Raw genomic sequence first — 19,820 nt, forward strand, 5'->3', positions numbered from 1 at the left:
GCCTGGCAGGCTCGGGCCGGTGACGTCCGTGCGCCTGGTGACCTTCAACATCCACCACGGGGTCGGCGACGACCGCCGGCACGACCTGGCCCGCATCGCCGCCGTCCTGGCCGCGGCCGACCCCGACGTCGTCTGCCTGCAGGAGGTCGACCGCGCCTTCGGCGCACGCAGCGAGGGCGTCGACCAGGCCGAGCTGCTGGCCCGGGCCCTGGGCCGGGAACTGGTGTGGGCCTCGGCCATCGAGGCGCCGCGCGCCGACGGCCCGGCCAAGCGGTACGGCAACGCACTGCTCACCCGGTTGCCCGTCGCCGACGACGCCGCGCACCGGCTGCCCGGCGAGGGCGAGCCGCGCGCCGCGTTGCGGGCCGACCTGGTCGTGGCGGGCGGGGCCCTGACGGTGCTGACGACCCACCTGTCCAGCGACTCGGCGCGCTCGCGCGCCGCCCAGGCGCAGGCGCTGGTGCAGCTGCTGCCCCCGCCCGGCCGGCCCGCCGTGGTCGCCGGGGACCTCAACTGCGCGGCCACCGCCACCGAGCTGGTGCCCCTGCGCGCCCGGCTGGCCGACGCGTGGGGCCGGGCGGGTCGGCGCCGCGACCAGGGTCGCCGGTGGCAGCTGTGGAACCGGGACGCCGGCCTGACCCACCCGGCCCGGCGTCCCCGCCTGCGCATCGACCAGGTGTGGGTCACCCCCGAGGTGCAGGTGGTGGGCGCCGCCGTCCTCGACGGGTCGGGCTGCTCGGACCACCACCCCCTGCAGGTCGACCTGCTGGTGCGGGGCGGGCCGGTCAGCTCGCCGGGCGCAGACGCTGGGAGATGACGCCGGTAATGCCGTCGCCGCGCATCGAGACGCCGTAGAGGGCGTCCGCGATCTCCATCGTGCGCTTCTGGTGGGTGATGACGATGAGCTGCGAGGTGTCGCGCAGCTGCTCGACGAGGGTGAGCAGCCGACCGAGGTTGACGTCGTCGAGGGCGGCCTCGACCTCGTCGAGCACGTAGAACGGCGAGGGGCGGGCCCGGAAGATCGCGACCAGCAGGGCCACGGCGGTCAACGACCGCTCCCCACCGGACAGCAGGGACAACCGCTTCACCTTCTTGCCCGGCGGCCGCGCCTCGACCTCGACGCCGGTGGTGAGCATGTCCTCGGGGTCGGTGAGCAGCAGCCGCCCCTCGCCACCGGGGAAGAGGGTCTGGAAGACCTGCTCGAACTCGCGCTGCACGTCGGCGAACGCGGCGGCGAACACCTCGTGGATGCGGTCGTCGACCTCGCGCACCACCGTCAGCAGGTCGCGGCGGGTGGCCCGGAGGTCCTCCAGCTGGGTGGTCAGGAACGTGCTGCGCTCCTCGAGGGCGGCGAACTCCTCCAGCGCCAACGGGTTGACCCGGCCCAGTGCGGCGAGGTCCTTCTCGGCCTTCGCCGCGCGCCGCTCCTGCACGGCCCGCACGTAGGGCACCGGGTCCGGGACAGGGTCGCCGGCCTCCTCGGCCGCGGCGACCTGCGGCGCCGTCGGGGGCACCGGGGCACCGGGGCCGTACTCCCGCACCAGCTCGGCCAGCTCGATGCCGTGCTCCTCGACCGCACGGGTCTCCAGCGTCTCGATGCGCAGCCGTTGCTCGGCGCGGGCCACCTCGTCGCGGTGCACCTCGTCGGTCAGCCGGTCGAGGTCAGTGGTCAGCTCCCGCACCCGCGTGCGGACGGCGAGCAGCTCGGCCTCCCGGCCGGTGCGTGCGGCGGCCAGGGCGTCGCGCTCGGCCGCCGCCGACGCCAGCGACGTGGCCAGCACCGCCTGCGCGGCCTCGGCCCCCGCCCGCACCTGCGCGGCGACCTCGGCGCCCCGGGTGCGGGTGCGGCGGGCCTGCTCGACCCGCTCGCGGGCGGCCCGCTCCTGGCGGGCCTGACGGCGCAGCGAGTCGGCCCGGCCGTGCAGGGAACGGGCTCGCTCCTCCGCCGTGCGGACCGCCAACCGGGCCTCGGTCTCGGTGGTCCGCAGCGCCGCGACCTCGGCCCGCAGCCGGTCCCGCTCGGCGGGCGAGGGCTCGTCGGCCACCGGTTCGGCCTCGGCGGCCGCGAGCCGCTGGGCCAGCCCCGCCGCGGCCTCGCCGGCCTCGTCCAGGGCCTGCTCGGCGCGCACGCGGGCGGCGTCGGCCCGCTCGGCCTCAGCGGTGGCCGACCTCAGGTCGGCGCCGAGGCCGGCCAGTTCCCGGTCGCGCGCGGCCCGGGCCCGCTCGGCCTCGCGGCGGGCCGTGGCGGCGGCCTCGACGGCGACGCCGGCCTCGCGGTGCACCTCGCGGGCGCGGGCCAGCTCCTCGGCGAGGTCCTCGGCGAGCGCGGTCGCGCGGGCCAGCTCGCCCTCGGCCGCGTCGACCCGGGCCCGCACCTCCAGGCCCGACGGGGCGTCGGCCTGACCACCGGTGGCCCGGTCGGCCGACAGCACGTCCCCCCCGGCCGTCACCGCCCGCATCCCCGGGTGCGCGGTCACCAGCGCCACCGCGGCCGCGAGGTCGGCGACGACGACGGTGGCGGCCAGGGCGCGCGCCACTGCGGGGCGCAGCTCGGCCGGGACGTCGACCAGGTCGGCAGCCCAGCGGGCGCCGGCCGGCAACCCGTCCCCCGGCGCGGTGGCGGGCGCGGGTGGACCACCCGCGGCGTCGCTGACCACGAGGGAGACCCGGCCCCCGCCGGTGTCGGCCAGGTGCGCCAGGGCGTCGGCGGCCGCGCGCGGCGCGGTGACGACGACCGCCTCGGCCAGACCCCCCAGGGCAGCGGCCACCGCCACCTCGTCACCGGGGTGCACGGCCAGCCGCTCGGCCAGCGGGCCGGTCACCCCGCCGAGGTCGCCCCCGGCGGCGCCGGCGAGCACCGCGGCCGCGCCGTCGACCGGGGCCAGCCCGAGGGCGAGGGCGTCGCGGCGGGCGCGGGCCGCCCCGCGCTCACGCTCGGCGGACCGTTCGGCGTCGGCCAGCTCGGCGACCACGCGGGCGGCCTCGACCTGCGCCGCGCGCGCCGCCTCGTGCGCCCGGGCGTGCGGGTCCGCGCCGCCGTCCGCTCCGCCGTCCGAGCCCCCTGCAGAGCCCCCTGCAGAGCCCCCTCCCGAGCCCACTCCCGCGCCGTCGTGGTCGGTGCCACCGCCGTCGTCGTCGGGCCGGGCCGCGGCCAGGCGGCCGGCCGCGGCCTCCGCCCGGGCCCGGGCACCGGCCGCGGCGTCCCGCGCCCGTTCGACCTCGGCCTCCCCGGCGGCCACCCGGCTGCGGGCCGCCGCGACCTGTCCGGACAACCTGGCCAGCCCCTCCCGCCGGTCGGCCAGCGCGCGGGCGGCGGCCACCAGCTCGCGCTCGGCCACCGCGAGCGCGGCGTCGAGGTCGGTGCGCGCCGCGGTGGCGCCGGCGAGCCGGGCCCGTTCGGCTGCCAACTGGTCGGCCAGTTCGGCCTCGGCGGTCTCGATGCGGCCGGCCTCGGCGTCGAGGGCCTCGGGGTCGCGCCCGCCGGTCGCGGCGAGCGGGGCGGACAGGTGGCGGTGCCGCTCGGCGGCCAGCTGGCCGGTGCTGCGGAAGCGCTCGCCGAGGGTGGACAGCCGGTACCAGGTGTCCTGCGCCGCAGCCAGCGCCGGTGCGTCCGCGGCGAGCGCGGCCTCCAGGGCCGCCTGGCGCTGCGCGGTCGCGGTCAGCTCCGCCTCGGTCCGGGTCCGCCGCTCGCGCGCCGCCGTCTCGTCGGCGACGTCGGACTCCAGGGCCGTGCGCAGCGCGACCAGGTCGTCGGCGAGCAGCCGCAGCCGCGCGTCGCGCAGGTCGGCCTGGATGCGGGCGGCCCGGCGGGCCACCTCGGCCTGCCGGCCCAGCGGCTTGAGCTGGCGGCGCAGCTCGACGGTGAGGTCGGCCAGCCGGTCGAGGTTGGCCTGCATCGCGGTGAGCTTGCGGAGCGCCTTCTCCTTGCGCTTGCGGTGCTTGAGGACGCCGGCGGCCTCCTCGATGAACCCGCGACGGTCCTCGGGGCGCCCGGAGAGCACCGCGTCGAGCTGCCCCTGACCGACGATGACGTGCATCTCGCGGCCGATGCCGGAGTCGCTGAGCAGCTCCTGGACGTCGAGCAGCCGCACCTTGTCGCCGTTGATCTCGTACTCGCTCTCGCCCGAGCGGTACATGCGGCGGGTGATGGCCACCTCGGTGTAGTCGATGGGCAGCGCACCGTCGGCGTTGTCGATCGTGAGGGTCACCTCGGCCCGGCCCAGCGCGGCCCGGCCGGCGGTGCCGGCGAAGATGACGTCCTCCATCTTGCCGCCGCGCAGGCTCTTGGCGCCCTGCTCACCCAGCACCCAGGCGATCGCGTCGACGACGTTGGACTTGCCCGACCCGTTCGGCCCGACCACCGCGGTGATGCCGGGCTCGAGCCGCAGCGTCGTCGCCGACGCGAAGGACTTGAAGCCCTTGAGCGTCAGGCTCGACAGATGCACAGCAGAAGGTTATCGATCAACCAACCTGCTGGAACGGCCTCGTCGCAGGGGCCCGCGGCGTGCGGAGCGCGTCGTGGGGGGCGACGAGGTCCTCCGTCAGGCGAGGACGGGCTCGGCCTCGGGGTGCGCCATGGTGAGCAGCTCGTGGGCGATGCGCTCGTCGCGCTCGGCGCGCAGCTCGGCGACCTCGGCCTCCAGCCGCCGGACCCGGGCGCGCAGGGCGGCGATCTCCTCGGCCGCCCGCAGCTGGCTGGGGGCGGCGACGGAACCGAACAGGGCCTTGGCCATGACGACAGCGGCCTTTCGAGGGAGCGGGGGTGGCCCCACGGCGTCCGGGCGTGCTGGCCGGGACGACGGAGCCGGGCTGGTGCTGCCAGGGTGACAGCCCCGCCGACGCAGGTCAACGGACCGGACGGCGCCGTCACCGTGACGGGGGCGTGTCATCTCGGTCACACCGGGATGACGGGTCAGCCGGTGGTGAACCCCGTCGACCCGGTCGGGTCGTGGTCGGTGAGGACGACGTGGCGCGGTGCGCCGGGTGCCACCGGGCCGGTCAGCGCCTCCAGCACGGCATGGACGTCGTCGTCCGGCCCCTCGAGCACGACCTCGACTCGTCCGTCGGGCAGGTTGGTCGCCGACCCGGCCAGCCCGCGCTCGCCGGCCTGCCCGCGCACGAACCAGCGGTAACCCACGCCCTGCACGTCGCCGGAGACCAGCGCCACGACCCGGCGCGTCACGACCGGCGCACCCGGGGGCCGTCCCCACGGACCGCCCGCGGTCGGGGCTGGCACACCGGGCAGCTGTAGCTGGAGCGGTTCATGAACGACTCCCGGCGGATCGGGGTGCCGCACCGGGGGCACGGGCGGTCGAGCTGACCGTAGACGGCCAGCGAGCGGGAGAAGTACCCGCTCTGGCCGTTCACGTCGACGTAGAGGGAGTCGAACGAGGTGCCGCCCTGGGCCAGTGACTCGGCCAGCACGTCGCGGATGCCCTCCAGCAGGTCCTCGACCTGGCGGCGGGTGAGCTTGTCGGTGGGCCGGGCGCCGTGCAGCCGAGCGCGCCACAGCGACTCGTCGGCGTAGATGTTGCCCACCCCGCCGATGAGGGTCTGGTCCAGCAGCGCCCGCTTGACCTCGGTGCGGCGGCGGCGCAGGGCGGCGGCGAAGGCGTCGGCGTCGAAGTCGTCGGCCAGCGGGTCGACGGCGATGTGCGCCACCCGGACCGGGAGGCCGTCGTCCCCGGCGTCCTCGGTGGCCAGGCCCCCGAAGGTGCGCTGGTCGACGAAGCGCAGCTCGCGGCCGCCGTCGGTGAAGGTGAACCGGGCCCGCAGGTGCTTCTCGGGGGGCTCGCTCGGCTTCTCGACCAGCAGCTGGCCGCTCATGCCGAGGTGGGCGACCAGCACGCGACCGGTGGGCACGCCGTCGCGGGCCAGGGGGAGCCAGAGGTACTTGCCACGCCGGTGGGCGGCGGCGACGGTGGCCCCGGTCAGGTCGGCGACGAAGTGGTCGACGCCCTCCAGGTGGCGGCGCACGGCACGCGGGTGCAACACCTCGACGGTGGCCACGGTGCGGCCGGCGACCCAGCGCTCGAGCCCGCGGCGGACCACCTCGACCTCGGGCAGCTCGGGCACGGCTCAGCCCCGGGTGGCCGCGGACAGGGCGCGCCAGGCGTTCTGCGCGGCCATCTGCTCGGCGGCCTTCTTGGTGCGGCCGTGGCCGTCGCCGCGGGGCTGCTCGGCCAGCAGCACCGTGGCGGTGAAGGTCTTGGCGTGGTCGGGGCCCTCGGACTCGATCCGGTACACCGGGGCACCGAGACCCTGGGCGGCGCCGAGCTCCTGCAGGCTGGTCTTCCAGTCCAGCCCGGCACCCATGCTGGCCGACTCCACCAGCAGCGGGTCGAACAGCCGGTGCACGATCGCCGCGGCGGCGTCGAGCCCCAGTCCGAGGTGGATGGCCCCCAGCAGGGCTTCGAGGGCGTCGGCCAGGATCGAGTCCTTGTCGTGCCCGCCGGTGGCGGCCTCCCCGCGACCGAGCAGCAGGTGCGGCCCGATGCCCCCGGTGCCCAGAGCCCGCGCCACGCCCGCCAGGGAGGTCATGTTGACCACCGACGCGCGCAGCTTGGCCAGCTGGCCCTCGGGCAGGTCGGGCTGGCTGCGGTAGAGCTCGTCGGTGACCACGAGCCCGAGCACCGAGTCGCCGAGGAACTCCAGGCGCTCGTTGGTGGGCAGCCCACCGTGCTCGTAGGCGTAGGAGCGGTGGGTCAGGGCCAACGCCAGCAGGCCGCCGGGCAGCGTGACGCCCAGGGCGTCACGCAGCCAATCGGCGGCCTGGTCGGCGTGCTCGGGCCCCCCGGGGGTGCTGGGGTCGCCGGTCACGACGGTTCGTGCGGGTGGTCTCAGACCGCGATGACCTGGCGGCCGTCGTACTGGCCGCAGGTCGGGCACGCGATGTGCGGGGGCTTGAGCTCACCGCAGGCGCGGTTCGGGCACGGCGCCAGCGTGGGGGCCGTGGCCTTCCACTGCGAGCGGCGCGAGCGGGTGTTCGAGCGCGACATGCGCCTCTTCGGGACAGCCACGGTCAGTTCTCCTTCGATGGGGTGAAACGGTCGGCGAGCCCGGCCCAGCGGGGGTCGAGCTGCTCGTGCGAGTGGTCCGCCGGGAGGTCGTCGATCCGCTGGCCGCAGTCGACGCACAGACCCGAGCAGTCCGGGGTGCAGGTGGGCGAGAGCGGCAGCGTCAGGACGACGGTGTCCCGGACGAGCGGCGCGAGGTCGAGGTGCTCGCCGTCGATGCGGCGGACCTCGTCCTCCTCGCTGGTGGCTTCGGTGGTGCTGCCCTCGTAGGCGAACAGCTCCTGCACGTCGAGCTGCAGGGTGTCCTCGACCGGCTCGAGGCAGCGGGCGCACTGGCCGGTGACGGGGACGTCGACCTCGCCGGTGACGAGCACGCCCTCCATGACCGACTCCAGCCGCAGGTGCAGCTGCACCGGCGCACCCTCGGGGACGCCGATCATCTCCACGCCCCAGCCCGCGGGCGCCGGCACGGTCCTGTCCCACTCACGCATCGACCCCGCCCGTCGACCCAGCTCGCGCAGGTCGACCTTCCAGGGGTCACCACCGGGGCGCCGGACGTCGGTGGACGCGGCGCCGCGACGGGGCATCGGGGCAGCAGGCATGACGGGTTCTCTGTGCTCGGGGTCGGTGGCTCACCGCGGGGCGTGCAGGGCAACGCATGCGGGAGCGCCCCAGGCTACCCCAGCCCCGTGCTGCGGTGCGGTCAGGGCTGGCGGAGCTGGCTGCGCGCGGCCTCCACCGAGCGCACCATGTGGCCCAGCGTGGTGCCGAAGTCGGCGAGCCGGCTGTCCACGTACTCGTCGACCTCGGCGCGCATGCGGGCCACCTCGGCCGCGGTCTGCTCGCCGAGGGCGTCGGAACGGGCCACGGCCCCCCGGTAGACCTCGGTCTCGGCGACCAGCCGGTCGTGCTCCGCCTGACCGGCGGCCACGATCGTCGCGTGCTGGGCCCGCGCGTCGGACAGCAGGGCGGCCTGCTGCTCCTCGGCCTCGGCCAGGATGCGGTCGGCCTCCGCCTCGGCGCGCGAGAGCAGGTCCTCGACCTCGGCCTGGGCCTGGGTGATGAGCTCGTCGCGCTGCCGGCGGGCGGTGCCGATGAGCTCGTCGCGTTGGCGGCGGGCGGTGGCCACCACCTGCTCGGCCTCGGAGCGGGTGCGGCCGGTGAGGCGCTCGGCCTCGGCCTGGGCCTGCTCGAGGATCTCGGTGCGCTGCTCGACGATCGCGCCGGCCTGCTGCACCTCCTCCGGCAGCCCCTCGCGCAGGTCGTCGAGCAGGTCCAGCACCAGGTCGCGGGGGACCATGCAGGAGGAGGACATGGGGACGCTGCGCGCGTTCTCGATGACCGAGGCCAGCTCGTCGACGACCTCGTACAGGCGGTACACGACCTCGGTCACGACGTCCCCTCCTCACCGCGCCTGGCCAGCAGCCGGGCGTTGACCCCGGGCGGCACCAGGTGCGAGACGTCCCCGCCGAAGGCGGAGATCTGCTTGACCAGGCTGGAGGACAGGTGCCCCACCTGCGGGGCGGTGGGCACGAACAGGGTCTCGATGCCGGCGAGCTCGCGGTTCATCTGGGCCATCTGCAGCTCGTACTCGAAGTCCCCGACGGCACGCAGACCCTTGACGATGACCGGGACGTCGTGCGCGCGGCACCAGTCGACCAGCAGACCCGAGAAGGAGTCGACCCGTACGCCGGGCAGCCCCGCGGTGGCCTCGCGCAGCAGGTCCATGCGCTCGGTGACGTCGAACAGGCCGGCCTTGCCGGGGTTGACCAGGACGGCCACGACCAGCTCGTCGTACAGCGCCGCAGCCCGCGTGATGACGTCGACGTGCCCGTTCGTCACCGGGTCGAAGGAGCCCGGGCAGACCGCGCGCCTCATGCTGTCCTCACGCTGCGCGACCGTACCGGAGCAACGCCTCCCCGTAGCGGCGGTCGCGCAGACCGACCAGCGGTGTCGGCCACTCCCACGGGGCCTCCCGCGCGGGCCGCTCGACCACCAGCACCGCACCGGGCGCCAGCCAGCCGTGGTCCACCAACCCGCCGAGCACCTGCAGTACGACCCCGGGCTCGACGGCGTAGGGCGGGTCGGCGAGCACCAGGTCGAAGGGGGCCCCGCCGGGGGGCTTCCCGACGACGGCCGGCACCGACCCGGGCAGCACCCGCGCCCCCGGGAGGCCGACCGCCGCGACGTTGCCGCGCAGCACGGGCAGCACCTTCGGCCCGGACTCGACCAGCACCACCTCGGCGGCGCCCCGCGACAGCGCCTCCAACCCCAGCGCGCCCGACCCGGCGTACAGGTCGAGCACCCGGGCACCCTCGAGGTCCAGCAGCGACCGGAGGGAGTTGAACAACGCCTCGCGGGCCCGGTCGCCGGTCGGGCGGACACCGCTGGCGGGCACCTTGAGCACCCGCCCGCGCGCCGCCCCTGCGATGACCCGGGTCACGCTGGGCTCACCCCGACCGCCGTGGGGGCGCCGTCGCGGACGGGACCACCCGCCCGGCCCCCGGCCCTCTCGCTCACGCCCGCTCCAGCCAGTCGGCCCGGTCGCCGGCGTTCAGCGCAGCGACGGCGGCGGCCAGCTCCGGGTGGGCGGCCAGCCCCAGGTCGGCCTCCAGCAGCGCGGCTGCCTCGGACCGGGCCTGGGCGATGACGTCCTCGTCGCGCAGCAGCGACAGCAGCTTGACCCCCGAGCGCCGGCCCGACTGCGCCGCGCCGAGCACGTCGCCCTCGCGGCGGGTCTCCAGGTCGAGGCGGGCCAGCTCGAACCCGTCGGCGGTGGCCGCCACCTGGGCGAGCCGCACCCCCGTCGAGGACGACGTCGAGGCCTCGCTGACCAGCAGGCACAGGCCCGGGTGCTTGCCTCGGGCGACCCGGCCGCGCAGCTGGTGCAGCTGGCTGACCCCGAAGCGGTCGGCGTCCATGACCACCATGACGGTCGCGTTGGGGACGTCGACACCGACCTCGATCACGGTGGTGGCGACGAGGACGTCGACCTCCCTGGCGGCGAAGGCGCGCATGCGGGCCTCCTTCTCCTCCGCCGCGAGCCGGCCGTGCAGCACCTCGACGCGCAGCCCCGCCAGCGGCCCCGACCGCAGCTGCTCGGCCACGTCGAGCACGGCCAGCGGGGGACGACGGTCGGCGGCGGCCTCGGCGGTGACCTCGGGCGCGCCGTCCGCGTCGTCGGGCTGGTCGCCGGACGCCGCCTCGTCGTCGCCGATGCGGGGGCAGACGACGTAGGCCTGCCGGCCCTGGGCGACCTCCTCGCGCACCCGTTCCCACGCCCGGGTCAGCCAGGCCGGCTTCTCCCCCACCGGGACCACCGAGCTGGACACCCCGCCGCGACCGGCCGGGAGCTGTCGCAGGGTCAGAGTCTCGAGGTCGCCGTAGACGGTCATCGCGACGGTGCGCGGGATGGGGGTGGCCGTCATCACCAGCACGTGCGGCGGGCGGGCCCCCTTCGCCCGGAGCCGGTCGCGCTGCTCGACGCCGAAGCGGTGCTGCTCGTCGACCACCACCAACCCCAGGTCGGCGAACTCGACGCCCTCGGACAGCAGGGCGTGGGTGCCCACGACGATGCCGGCCCGGCCGTCGGCGACCTCGGCCAGCGCCGTCCGTCGGGCCGCGGCCCGCAGCGAGCCGGTGAGCAGGGTGACCCGGGTGCCCGCCGGGTCACCGTCGATCTCACCGGCCCGGCCCAGCGGGCCGAGCAGGCCGGCGATGCCGCGGGCGTGCTGCGCGGCGAGCACCTCGGTGGGCGCCAGCAGCGCGGCCTGGCCACCGGCGTCGACCACCTGGGCCATCGCGCGCAGCGCGACGACGGTCTTGCCCGACCCCACCTCGCCCTGCAGCAGGCGGTGCATGGGCTGCTCCCGGCCGATCTCGGCGGCCAGGGCCTCGCCGACCTCACGCTGACCCCCGGTCAGCTCGAAGGGCAGCACCCGGTCGACGGCGTCGACCAGCCCACCGGCGCGGCGCGGACGGGCGATCCCGGGCTCGAGGGCGGCGGCCCGGCGACGGGCGGCGAGGGTGACCTGCAGGACCAGGGCCTCGTCCCACTTGAGGCGGTGGTCGGCCTGCTCGACGTCCTCCGGGGTCTCGGGGTGGTGCTTGAGCCAGATCGCCCGGGCCAGCGGCATCAACCCGTGCCGGCGGCGCACCGGCGCGGGCACCGGGTCGGCGTCCAGCAGCTGGTCGGCGGTCTCGGGCGAGGCGAAGACCAGCTTGAGCGACTTCTGCAGCACCCAGCTGGAGACGTTCTTGCTGGCGGGGTAGATCGGCAGCATCGCCGAGGCCCACTCCCCCGCGTCGGTGGCGTCGTCGAGCAGCTGGCAGTCGGGGTGGTTGAACTGCAGCTGCCCGTGCCAGCTGCTGACGGTGCCGGCGAACAGGCCCCAGGCGCCGACCACCATGCGGGCGTGCTTGTGGTTGAAGAACACCAGCCGCATCGACCCCGCGCCGTCGCCGACGGTGACCTCGGTGATGCTGCCGCGCCGGTTGCGCATCGGCCGGGTGTCGACCTTGCGCACCTGGCCCAGCACGGTGACCCGGTCACCGACCTGCAGGTCGGTGAGCGCGGTCATCTCCCCGCGGCGGGCGTACCGGCTCGGGTAGTGCCGCACGAGGTCGCGGACCACGTGCAGGTGGAGGTCCTCGGCCATGGCCTTGGCGGTGCGGTCGCCGACGACCTTGGCCAGCGGGGTGTCCAGGGTCAGCACGTCACTCGACCCCGATGAGCAGCGGCTGCGCGCCGGGCCCCAGGGCGTGCACGGCCACCTCGACGGTGGGGTGCACGGCGGCGAGGTGGGTGGCCGCCGCCTCGGCCAGCCGACCGCCGAGCAGGGTGACCAGTTCCCCGCCCCCGGCCAGCAGCCGGTCCAGCAGCTCGCAGGTGACCGCGACCTGGGCGGGCCCGATGACGACCACCTCGCCCTCCACGACGCCCAGCGCGTCACCGGGGTGGCAACGACCGGCGGAGGTGAGCGCCTCGGTGCCGGCCAGCAGCACCTCCGCCCAGCGGGTGGCCGAGGCCGCCTCGGTCATGGCGATGACGTCGTCGGCGAAGCGCAACCGGGGGTCGGCCACGGCCACCGCGGCCAGGCCCTGCACCAGTGACCGGGTGGGCACGACCGCCACCTCGCGGCCCTCGTCGCGCACCTGGGCGGCCGCCCGGCCGACGGGTCCGAGCAGGGCGGGGTCACCGGGCAGCAGGACGAGGTCGGCGGCGCCGGTGGCCAGCGCGGCCTCGCGGACGGCGGCACGCACGCGGTCGGCGCCGGTCTCGTCAGCGGTGTGGTCACCGGCGCGGTCGGTGCCGCCGCCGGTGTGGTCGCCGGTGTGGCCGCCGGTGCCGGGCAGGTCGACGGTGAGCACCTGCACGCCCTCCTCGGTCAGCAGCGCGGCGGCGCCCTCGGCGGTCGGGCCGGCCGGCACCACGGCGAGCACCACCCGCGACCCCGGCCGCACCGGCACCACCGGGACCGGCGCGAGGGCGGTGACCGAGATGTGGTGCGGCCGGCCCGCGCGGATGCCGGCCTCGACCGCGGCCCCGACGTCGTGGACGTGCACGTGGACGTTCCACTCGCGCCCGGTGGGGGTGTCGACCCCGACCACGACGAGGCAGTCCCCGAGCCAGCCCAGCTCGGTGCGCAACCGGTCGACGGCGGCGTCGGAGGAGTCGGCCAGCAGGAACTGCACCTCGCTGCCGGCGTCGGGGGCCGGCGCGTGCAGGTGCGCGGCACCGTGGCCGTCGGTGTGCCGGTGGGCGTGCCGGACGGCCTGCCCGGGGGTGTGCCCGGCTCGGCGGGCCAGCGGCGGCCGGTCGGGCTCGGTGCCGGTGACGGTGGCCACCAGGGCGTCGAGGACGACGCACCAGCCCGCCCCGCCGGCGTCGACCACCCCCGCCGCGCGCAGCTCGGCGAGCTGGTCGGTGGTGCCGTGCAGCGCGCGCCGCGCCCCGTCGGCGGCGGCCCGCACGACGTCGGCCAGGGCGTCCCGGCCCTCGGCGACGGCAGCGGCGGCGGCCTCGGCCCCGGTGCGCGCGACGGTGAGGAAGGTGCCCTCGGCGGGCTCGGCTACGGCCTCGTAGGCGCTGCGCGCGGCGTGCTGCAGCGCGGCCGCCAGGGCCGCGCCGTCGACCTGGGCGACGCCGGCCAACCGGTCGGCCAGCCCCGCCAGCAGCTGGGCCAGGATGGCGCCGGAGTTGCCGCGGGCGCCCAGCACCGCCCCGCGCGCCCACCGCGTCCAGGCCGCCCCCCGGACGTCCCGGTCGTCCTGCTCACCACCGGCCTCGGCCTCGGCGGCGGCCTGCGCGGTGAGCAGCAGGTTGGTGCCGGTGTCCCCGTCGGGGACGGGGAAGACGTTGAGCTCGTCGAGCCGGCCCCGGGTGGCGCGCAGCGCGTCGACGGCGGCCCGGCTCCACCGGCCGACCGCGGCCTCGTCCAGCGCCGTGAGCACGTGCCGGAGGTTACCGGTGGCCACCGACACCCCGGGGCCGCCGGACACCGCCGTCCCCGACCGGCTACAGTGGACGAGCAATCCGTGCGGGTGACTCGTCCCCGCCCTTCTTCCGTACGTTCTTCTCTAGGAGTGATCCACCGTGGCTGCCGTGTGCGACGTGTGTGGCAAGGGGCCCGGTTTCGGCATGTCGGTGTCGCACTCGCACCGCCGGACGCCGCGCCGTTGGAACCCGAACATCCAGTCGGTCCGGGCCGTCCTCGGCAACGGCACCCGCCGTCGCGTGAACGCCTGCACCAGCTGCATCCGCGCGGGCAAGCTCACTCGCGCCTGAGCCGCGGACCCGCACGGGTCCCGGTCCGATCTGCACCCACGACCCCGGTCGCCCTCGGCGGCCGGGGTCGTCGGCGTCCGAGGAGCCCGGCCGGCGCCCACGGGGTCCCGGCCGGTGCGTGTCCGGCGTCGCGGGGCCGGGGGCTAGCGTGGCAGTGGTGCAGTTCCGCCGTGACCCCGAGCCCACCGACGACACCCCTACCCGTCCCGGCCGTCGCCGGGACCCCGCCGTCGACGAGGCGGTGAAGGGCGTAGTCCTGGAGCTGCTCGCCGAGCGCGGGTGGGACGGGGTGTCGATGGACGCCGTCGCGGCCCGGGCGCGGGTCGGCAAGGCCAGCATCTACCGGCGGTGGTCCTCGCGCGTGCAGATGGTCGCCGAGACCATCGGCGAGCTGAACTCGGGCGAGGTGGCCGTGCCCGACACCGGCTCGTTGCGCGCGGACCTGCTGGAGATCGTGGGCGCGATGGTGGCCACGCTGCGCGGCCCGCTCGGGCAGGCCTCCCGCGCGGTCATCGGTGTGCTCGAGCACGAACCCGACCTGGCGACGGCCTTCCGCGAGGGCTCGCTCGGGGTCTGGCGGGACGCGTTCGTGGCGGTCGTCGGCGCCGCCGCGGCCCGCGGCGAGGTCGACCCCGCGCGGCTGGGGAGCGTCGCGGCCGAGGCCGGCCCCGCGGTGGTGATGCAGCGCTGGCTGGTGCTGGGCCGCCCGCTGGACGACGAGCTGGCCCCCGCCGTCGTCGACGACGTCATGCTCCCGCTGCTGTCCCCCCGCTGATCCCCCGCGCCCGGGCGGCGGCCACGACGAGGTCGACCACGAGGTCGTGGTCGAAGGCGGTGGAGTCCACGACCAGGTGGTAGAGCCGCGCCTCGGCGGGGTCGCAGCGGTGGTAGTGGCGCACGTAGGCCGCGCGGGCCCGGTCGGTGGCCTGCATCTCCCGCCGGACGTCGTCCTCGGGGCGGCCGAGGTGGGCCACGGCGGCCGCGAGCCGGCGCTGCGGTGGGCCGTCGAGCCGCACGTGCAGCGCGTCGGGCCGGTCGCCCAGCACGATGGCCGCCGCCCGGCCCAGCACCACCCCGCCCACCTGGGCGAGCTCGGTCAGCACGTGCTCGGTGTGCAGGCGGAAGCTGCGCTCGTCGACCGCCCCGGCGCCGGGCAGCACCCCGCCGACCGGGTCGGGCATGGTGCCGAGGGAGGCCACCACGCGCCACAGGCCGCGGACGACGCTCTCGTCGTTGGCCTCGGCCTCCTCGACCGGGACCCCCATCCGCAGCGCCACCTGGGCCGGGATGACCCGGTCGTGGAAGGGCAGGCCGAGGCGGGCGGCCACCGCCGGGGCGATGTCGGCACCGCCGCACCCGAACGTCGCCGACACCGTGACGACCCCCATCAGACCCCACCCTCCACGTCCTTGCCGAGGAACACCGCGCCGGGGGCGTCGGCGTACACGCCGTACCCGACCACCGGTGTGTACCCGGCCCGGGCGTAGAGCGCCAGGGCCTCGGGCTGCCGGTCCCCGGTGTTGAGCACGACCCGCCGGTGGCCGGCGGCGCGGGCCGTCGCCTCGAGCGCGGCCAGCAACCGTTCGGCCACCCCGCGCCGACGGGCCGCGGGCACGACGTACATCCGCTTGAGCTCCACCGTGCCCACCGTGTGCACCCGCCAGGCGCCGCAGCCCACGGCCCGGCCGTCGACGTCGGCCACCAGCAGCAGCCCGCGCGGTGGGAGGACCTCGGCCGGGTCTACCTCCATCGCGTCGCGTCCGCCGTAGCGCGCCACGTACTCCTGCTGCACGGCCTCCACGAGGACCTGCACCTGCGGGTCGTCGTAGCCGGCGGGGCGCAGCACCACGGGCAGCCGCGCCGGACCCGGGTCAGAAGTGGACATGCCCGCTGCGCTCCCCGAGGCCCTCGGCGACGTCGGCCGCGGCGACCCCGTCGACCAGCACGCCCGGCCGGCCGGGCTCCACGACCCCGATGCGCACGAACCCGGCGGGCAGGTCCGCGGCGGCGGGGAAGGTCGCGAGCAGGGCGTGGTCCTCGCCCCCGGTGAGCACCCACGCCAGCGGGTCGCCGCCCAGGGCCGCCGCGACCTGGGCCAGGGGACCCTCGGGTGCCACGAACGAGGCCAGCGTGCCGCGGTCGAGGTGCAGCACCACCCCCGAGGCGGTCGCGAGGTGCCCGGCGTCGGCGAGCAGGCCGTCGCTGACGTCGCACATGGCCGTGGCGCCGGCGTCGGCCGCGGCGGGGCCGGCCGCGTAGGGCGGGGTGGGCCGGCGGTGGGCGGCCACCGCGGCGTGCGGGGAGGTGAACCCGCGGCGCAGCACCGCCCACCCGCACGCGGCCCAGCCCAGCCGGCCGGCCACGGCGACGACGTCACCGGGGCGGGCGCCGCCGCGGGTCACCGGCGCCCGGCCCTGCAGGTCGCCCAGCACGGTCACCGACAGCACGACCGCCGAGCTGTCGGGGGCGCTGGCCACCGTGTCCCCGCCGACGACGGCGGCCCCGTGCGGCGCGCACTCGGCGGCCATCCCCGCGGCCACGCCCTCCAGCCAGCTCGTGGGGGTGTCCGCGGGGCACGCCAGGCCCACCAGCAGCGCCGTGGGCACCGCGCCCATCGCGGCGACGTCGGCCAGGTTGGCCGCGGCGGCCTTGTGCCCGACGTCCTCGGGCGCGGACCAGTCCCGCCGGAAGTGCCGACCCTCCACGAGCACGTCGGTGCTGGCCACCACGCGTGCGTCGGGGGCCCGCACGACCGCGGCGTCGTCCCCCGGCCCGACCTCCGCGGCCGTGGCCGTCCCGGCCAGGGCGACGACCCGGTCGATGACGCCGAACTCCCCCACCGAGCCCACCGTGTCGGCGTCCCCCGGGCCGGTGCCGGGTCGGGGGCGAGTCACCGGGCACCCCGGAGCGCTGGGGTACGTTGCCGTCCTGTCCGTGCTCCGGCGGCCGCGCCGCCGGGCCCGATGGCGGCACCGCCGCCCTGCCCGAAGAAGGTTCTCCCGTGGTCCACGCCTACATCCTGATCCAGACCGAAGTCGGCAAGGCCGCCGCGGTCGCCCAGACCATCAGCGGGATCGCCGGCGTCACCAAGGCCGAGGACGTCACCGGTCCCTACGACGTCATCGTGCGCGCCGAGGCCGGGTCGGTCGACGAGCTGGGCCGCCTCGTGGTCGCCCGCGTGCAGTCCGTCGACGGCATCACCCGCACCCTGACCTGCCCGGTCGTCAACCTCTGAGGTCGAGTGCCCTGAGCGACGACCAGCCCACCGGCGAGCTCGGCGAGGACCCGGCGGCCGGCACCGGCAGCACGGGGCGCCGCCGGTCGGCCGACCCGACGCGACGGGCCGCCCTGGTGGCGACGGCCGTCGCCGTCCCGGTGGTGGTCGTGCTGCTGGTGCTGGTCCGGGTGCTCGGACCGGACGGCTCGGACGACGACGGCGGCGCGGCCGCCGTGGCGGGGGCGACCCCGACCCAGCGCGACGACAGCCCGGTCGAGGTCGACACCCCACCCATCACCCCGGAGGCCGACGCGACCTGCCCGGGCCTGATGAGCCAGTTGCCGCTCGACCTGGTCGGCGACCCGTCGCGCCGGGTCGCCTCCGACTCGCCCTACGCCTACGCCTGGGGCGACCCGGCGACCGTCCTGGTCTGCGGCATCGACCAACCGGCGGTCCCACCGGACGGCTTGCTCGTCACGGTCACCGACCTCACCTGGTGGGTCGACACCTCGGACCCGACGGTGAACGTGTGGCGCACGGTCGGCCGCCAGGTGGCCGTGGAGCTGCGGATCCCGGCGAGCACCGACGGGGCCGCCGCGGCCGCGCTCGGGCCGGCCATCGTCAGCGCCGTCCCGGCCGCGTGAGCAGCCGCTGCCCGTGCGGCACCGGGCTGCCCTACGACGAGTGCTGCGGTCCTCGCCACGACGGCACGGTGCCCGCGCCCACGGCCGAGGCGCTCATGCGCTCCCGCTACAGCGCCTTCGTCGTCGGCGACCCCGGCTACCTGGTGGCCACCTGGCACCCGGACACGCGTCCCCCGTCGCTCGAGCTCGACGAGGACATCCGCTGGACGGGTCTGGACATCCTGGACGTCCAGGGTGGTGGGCTGCTGGCCGCCGAGGGCGTCGTGGAGTTCCGCGCCTCGCACCGGAGGGACGGCCGGCCCGGCATCCAGCAGGAGCGCAGTCGCTTCACGAAGGTCGGCGGACGGTGGCACTACCTCGACGGCGTCGCCACGGGCTGACCTGGTCAGCCGCAGTCAGCCGCGGGGCAGGCGGTCCAGCTGCTCGTCGACCAGCTGCTCGACCTGGTCGCGTGCGGCATCGGTGGACTCCGCCGTCACGGCTACGGAGACCGTGAAGGGCCCGTGCGCGCACCAGGCGAACGCCGCGGGGCCGGTGAGCCCGGTGTCCTCGGCGGGGTGCTGGACCGCGAGCGTCGCGCAGCCCGCGGGCAGCTCGTCGGGCTCGCGGTCGGGGTTCCCGCCGTAGTAGTCGGTGTCGTTGCGGGCCAGGTCGGCGGCGTAGGAGGTGGCGCCGTCCGGGCCGTCGAACTGGTCGACGAAGACGGTGGTGATCGCGTCGTCGGCACCCCAGAACCGTTCCCAGCCCCAGCGGTAGCCGTAGTCGTCGAGGACGTCGGCCTCGCGTTCGGCGTCCTCGGCGTACCCGGCGACGTCCTCGAGGGACTTGGCGCCGGCCGGGGGGTCGAGCTCGTCGTCGGGCAACCGCGGCAACCCGGCCGGGACGTCGGTGAGCACCAGGTCGCCCAGGCCGTCGACGTCCTGCGGCATCGCCCCCACCGCGGCGGTGGCCACCGGGGTCGCCGTGCCCGGCACCACCGACGAGCACCCCGGGAGCAGCGCCGCGGCCACGAGCGCAGGCACGGCGTGGGCGCGGCGGGTCACCCCCGGCCCAGTGCGCCGGTCACGAGGCGGTCCACCAGCTCCGGGTAGGCGACGCCGCTGGCCGCCCACATGCGCGGGAACATCGAGATGGGGGTGAACCCGGGCATGGTGTTGACCTCGTTGACCACCAGCCGGTCGGCGCCGGTGACCGGGTCGGTGCCCAGGAAGAAGTCGACCCGGGCCAGGCCCTGGCAGTCCAGGGCCAGGTAGGCGCGGCGGGACACCTCCTGCACGGCGGCGGTCTGCTCGGGGGTGAGGCGGGCGGGCACGTCGAAGTCGACCGCGTCGTCGAGGTACTTGGCGTCGAAGTCGTACCAGTCGACGCCGTCCTTGAGCCGGATCTCGGCGGGCAGGCTGGTCTCGGGGAGGCCGCCGTCGCGGCCGGCCAGCACTCCGCACTCGACCTCGCGACCGGGGACGGCGGCCTCGACGACCACCTTGGCGTCCACCGCGGCCGCGGTGGCGACGGCGGCGTCGAAGTCGGCCCAGTCGGCGACCTTGGTGATGCCGATGCTCGAGCCGGCGCGGGAGGGCTTCACGAACACCGGCAGGCCGAGCCGGTCGCGGTGGGCCTGGGTGAGCGCCGACGGGTCGGCGGTGAGCGCCCCCGCGGCGTCGCGCAGCACGACGTGGTCCCCCTGCTCGATGCCCGCGGCGGTGAGCAGCTTCTTGGTGAACTCCTTGTCCATGCTCGCCGCGGAGGCGAACACCCCGGAGCCCACGTAGGGCAGGCCGCTCATCTCCAGCAGGCCCTGGACGGTGCCGTCCTCGCCGAAGGCGCCGTGCAGCACCGGGAGGACGACGTCGACCTCGACCAGCGGGGAGCCGCCCCCCAGGGGCAGCAGACCGCGACCGGTGGGGTCGCCCACCAGCGCGACCGCCGTCCCGCCGGTGACCTCGGGCAGGCGACCGTCGACGATGGCCAGGCCGCTGCCGTCGTGCAGCACCCAGCGGCCGTCGCGGGTGATGCCCACGGGCACCACGTCGTAGCGGTCGGGGTCCATGGCGGCCATGACGCTGCCGGCCGAGACGCAGGAGATCGCGTGCTCGGCGCTCCGCCCCCCGAAGACGACGGCGACCCTGGTCCTGCGCGGCTGATCGGTCATCGTCGGG

At 76.6% G+C, this 19,820-nt stretch carries 23 protein-coding genes; 6 read left to right on the plus strand and 17 right to left on the minus strand.

The features are described from left to right. Positions 1-19 precede the first annotated feature (19 nt). The gene (locus TEK04_RS13625; RefSeq protein ID WP_336404889.1) at positions 20-817 is read left to right on the plus strand and encodes an endonuclease/exonuclease/phosphatase family protein; all 798 of its coding nucleotides are present in this window, start codon (positions 20-22) and stop codon (positions 815-817) included. On the opposite strand, the gene TEK04_RS13630 is transcribed toward TEK04_RS13625, so the two are convergent. From TEK04_RS13630 to TEK04_RS13685, 12 genes are all read right to left on the minus strand, one after another. Further along, positions 786-4,445 (minus strand): AAA family ATPase, encoded by a 3,660-nt coding sequence (locus TEK04_RS13630; RefSeq protein ID WP_336404890.1) that lies wholly within the window; start codon positions 4,443-4,445, stop codon positions 786-788. The genes TEK04_RS13625 and TEK04_RS13630 overlap by 32 nt on opposite strands. Before the next feature lie 96 nt (positions 4,446-4,541). Then, positions 4,542-4,733, minus strand: a complete 192-nt coding sequence (locus TEK04_RS13635) for a hypothetical protein (RefSeq protein ID WP_336404891.1) — start codon at positions 4,731-4,733, stop codon at positions 4,542-4,544. A 179-nt stretch (positions 4,734-4,912) separates the two neighbouring features. Then, positions 4,913-5,182 (minus strand): acylphosphatase, encoded by a 270-nt coding sequence (locus TEK04_RS13640; RefSeq protein WP_336404892.1) that lies wholly within the window; start codon positions 5,180-5,182, stop codon positions 4,913-4,915. Further along, complete coding sequence (mutM, locus tag TEK04_RS13645) at positions 5,179-6,075, minus strand: bifunctional DNA-formamidopyrimidine glycosylase/DNA-(apurinic or apyrimidinic site) lyase (protein ID WP_336404893.1); 897 nt, start codon at positions 6,073-6,075, stop codon at positions 5,179-5,181. The genes TEK04_RS13640 and mutM overlap by 4 nt, the downstream gene beginning before the upstream one ends. 3 nt (positions 6,076-6,078) lie before the next feature. Continuing rightward, positions 6,079-6,819, minus strand: a complete 741-nt coding sequence (gene rnc / locus TEK04_RS13650) for a ribonuclease III (protein WP_336404894.1) — start codon at positions 6,817-6,819, stop codon at positions 6,079-6,081. Positions 6,820-6,839: 20 nt separating this feature from the next. Then, a complete protein-coding gene (gene rpmF / locus TEK04_RS13655) occupies positions 6,840-7,019 on the minus strand; it encodes a 50S ribosomal protein L32 (protein WP_091242789.1) in 180 nt (59 codons plus the stop codon). 2 nt (positions 7,020-7,021) lie between these two features. Beyond that, positions 7,022-7,618: a YceD family protein gene (locus TEK04_RS13660; protein WP_336404895.1), complete on the minus strand. Its 597-nt coding sequence runs from the start codon at positions 7,616-7,618 to the stop codon at positions 7,022-7,024. A gap of 101 nt (positions 7,619-7,719) precedes the next feature. Beyond that, complete coding sequence (locus tag TEK04_RS13665) at positions 7,720-8,409, minus strand: hypothetical protein (RefSeq protein ID WP_336404896.1); 690 nt, start codon at positions 8,407-8,409, stop codon at positions 7,720-7,722. Then, complete coding sequence (coaD, locus tag TEK04_RS13670; protein ID WP_336404897.1) at positions 8,406-8,894, minus strand: pantetheine-phosphate adenylyltransferase; 489 nt, start codon at positions 8,892-8,894, stop codon at positions 8,406-8,408. Before coaD ends, TEK04_RS13665 begins: the two co-directional genes overlap by 4 nt. Before the next feature lie 7 nt (positions 8,895-8,901). Continuing rightward, positions 8,902-9,459: a 16S rRNA (guanine(966)-N(2))-methyltransferase RsmD gene (gene rsmD, locus TEK04_RS13675; RefSeq protein WP_336404898.1), complete on the minus strand. Its 558-nt coding sequence runs from the start codon at positions 9,457-9,459 to the stop codon at positions 8,902-8,904. Between the two features lie 73 nt (positions 9,460-9,532). Next, positions 9,533-11,731 (minus strand): ATP-dependent DNA helicase RecG, encoded by a 2,199-nt coding sequence (gene recG, locus TEK04_RS13680; RefSeq protein ID WP_336404899.1) that lies wholly within the window; start codon positions 11,729-11,731, stop codon positions 9,533-9,535. A 1-nt stretch (position 11,732) separates the two neighbouring features. Next, the gene (locus tag TEK04_RS13685; protein ID WP_336404900.1) at positions 11,733-13,469 is read right to left on the minus strand and encodes a DAK2 domain-containing protein; all 1,737 of its coding nucleotides are present in this window, start codon (positions 13,467-13,469) and stop codon (positions 11,733-11,735) included. Between the two features lie 151 nt (positions 13,470-13,620). On the opposite strand from TEK04_RS13685, the gene rpmB reads away from it, so the two are divergent. Both rpmB and TEK04_RS13695 read left to right on the plus strand, forming a co-directional pair. Beyond that, positions 13,621-13,803: a 50S ribosomal protein L28 gene (gene rpmB / locus TEK04_RS13690; RefSeq protein ID WP_432277341.1), complete on the plus strand. Its 183-nt coding sequence runs from the start codon at positions 13,621-13,623 to the stop codon at positions 13,801-13,803. A 157-nt stretch (positions 13,804-13,960) separates the two neighbouring features. Then, positions 13,961-14,578 carry a TetR/AcrR family transcriptional regulator gene (locus tag TEK04_RS13695; protein WP_336404902.1) on the plus strand — a complete coding sequence of 206 codons (618 nt, stop codon included), beginning with the start codon at positions 13,961-13,963 and terminating at the stop codon, positions 14,576-14,578. Here TEK04_RS13695 and TEK04_RS13700 read toward each other — a convergent pair. Genes TEK04_RS13700 through TEK04_RS13710 form a run of 3 tightly spaced genes read right to left on the minus strand, consistent with a single transcriptional unit; the run spans position 14,550 to position 16,697 of the window. Next, a complete protein-coding gene (locus TEK04_RS13700; protein ID WP_336404903.1) occupies positions 14,550-15,191 on the minus strand; it encodes a cytidylate kinase-like family protein in 642 nt (213 codons plus the stop codon). The two genes, TEK04_RS13695 and TEK04_RS13700, sit on opposite strands and share 29 nt — an antisense overlap. Beyond that, the gene (locus TEK04_RS13705; protein ID WP_336404904.1) at positions 15,191-15,688 is read right to left on the minus strand and encodes a GNAT family N-acetyltransferase; all 498 of its coding nucleotides are present in this window, start codon (positions 15,686-15,688) and stop codon (positions 15,191-15,193) included. The genes TEK04_RS13700 and TEK04_RS13705 overlap by 1 nt, the downstream gene beginning before the upstream one ends. Next, on the minus strand, positions 15,675-16,697 hold the full coding sequence (locus tag TEK04_RS13710; protein WP_336404905.1) for a thiamine-phosphate kinase: 1,023 nt from the start codon (positions 16,695-16,697) through the stop codon (positions 15,675-15,677). Before TEK04_RS13710 ends, TEK04_RS13705 begins: the two co-directional genes overlap by 14 nt. A 107-nt stretch (positions 16,698-16,804) precedes the next feature. On the opposite strand from TEK04_RS13710, the gene TEK04_RS13715 reads away from it, so the two are divergent. The 3 genes from TEK04_RS13715 to TEK04_RS13725 all read left to right on the plus strand — a co-directional run bounded on the left by TEK04_RS13715 (position 16,805) and on the right by TEK04_RS13725 (position 18,044). Then, positions 16,805-17,038 carry an Lrp/AsnC ligand binding domain-containing protein gene (locus TEK04_RS13715; RefSeq protein ID WP_091065957.1) on the plus strand — a complete coding sequence of 78 codons (234 nt, stop codon included), beginning with the start codon at positions 16,805-16,807 and terminating at the stop codon, positions 17,036-17,038. Between the two features lie 116 nt (positions 17,039-17,154). Further along, positions 17,155-17,664, plus strand: a complete 510-nt coding sequence (locus tag TEK04_RS13720; RefSeq protein WP_336404906.1) for a DUF3515 family protein — start codon at positions 17,155-17,157, stop codon at positions 17,662-17,664. A gap of 68 nt (positions 17,665-17,732) precedes the next feature. Continuing rightward, positions 17,733-18,044 carry a YchJ family protein gene (locus TEK04_RS13725; protein WP_432277342.1) on the plus strand — a complete coding sequence of 104 codons (312 nt, stop codon included), beginning with the start codon at positions 17,733-17,735 and terminating at the stop codon, positions 18,042-18,044. Positions 18,045-18,059: 15 nt separating this feature from the next. Here TEK04_RS13725 and TEK04_RS13730 read toward each other — a convergent pair whose 3' ends face one another. Beyond that, entirely contained in the window at positions 18,060-18,707 is a 648-nt protein-coding gene (locus TEK04_RS13730) for a DUF7373 family lipoprotein (RefSeq protein ID WP_336404908.1), read from the minus strand. Then, positions 18,704-19,813 carry a D-alanine--D-alanine ligase family protein gene (locus TEK04_RS13735; protein WP_336404909.1) on the minus strand — a complete coding sequence of 370 codons (1,110 nt, stop codon included), beginning with the start codon at positions 19,811-19,813 and terminating at the stop codon, positions 18,704-18,706. The genes TEK04_RS13730 and TEK04_RS13735 overlap by 4 nt, the downstream gene beginning before the upstream one ends. Between the last annotated feature and the right edge of the window lie 7 nt (positions 19,814-19,820).

It is taken from the genome of Klenkia sesuvii (assembly GCF_037083825.1).
Taxonomy (GTDB): Bacteria; Actinomycetota; Actinomycetes; order Mycobacteriales; family Geodermatophilaceae; genus Klenkia; species Klenkia sesuvii.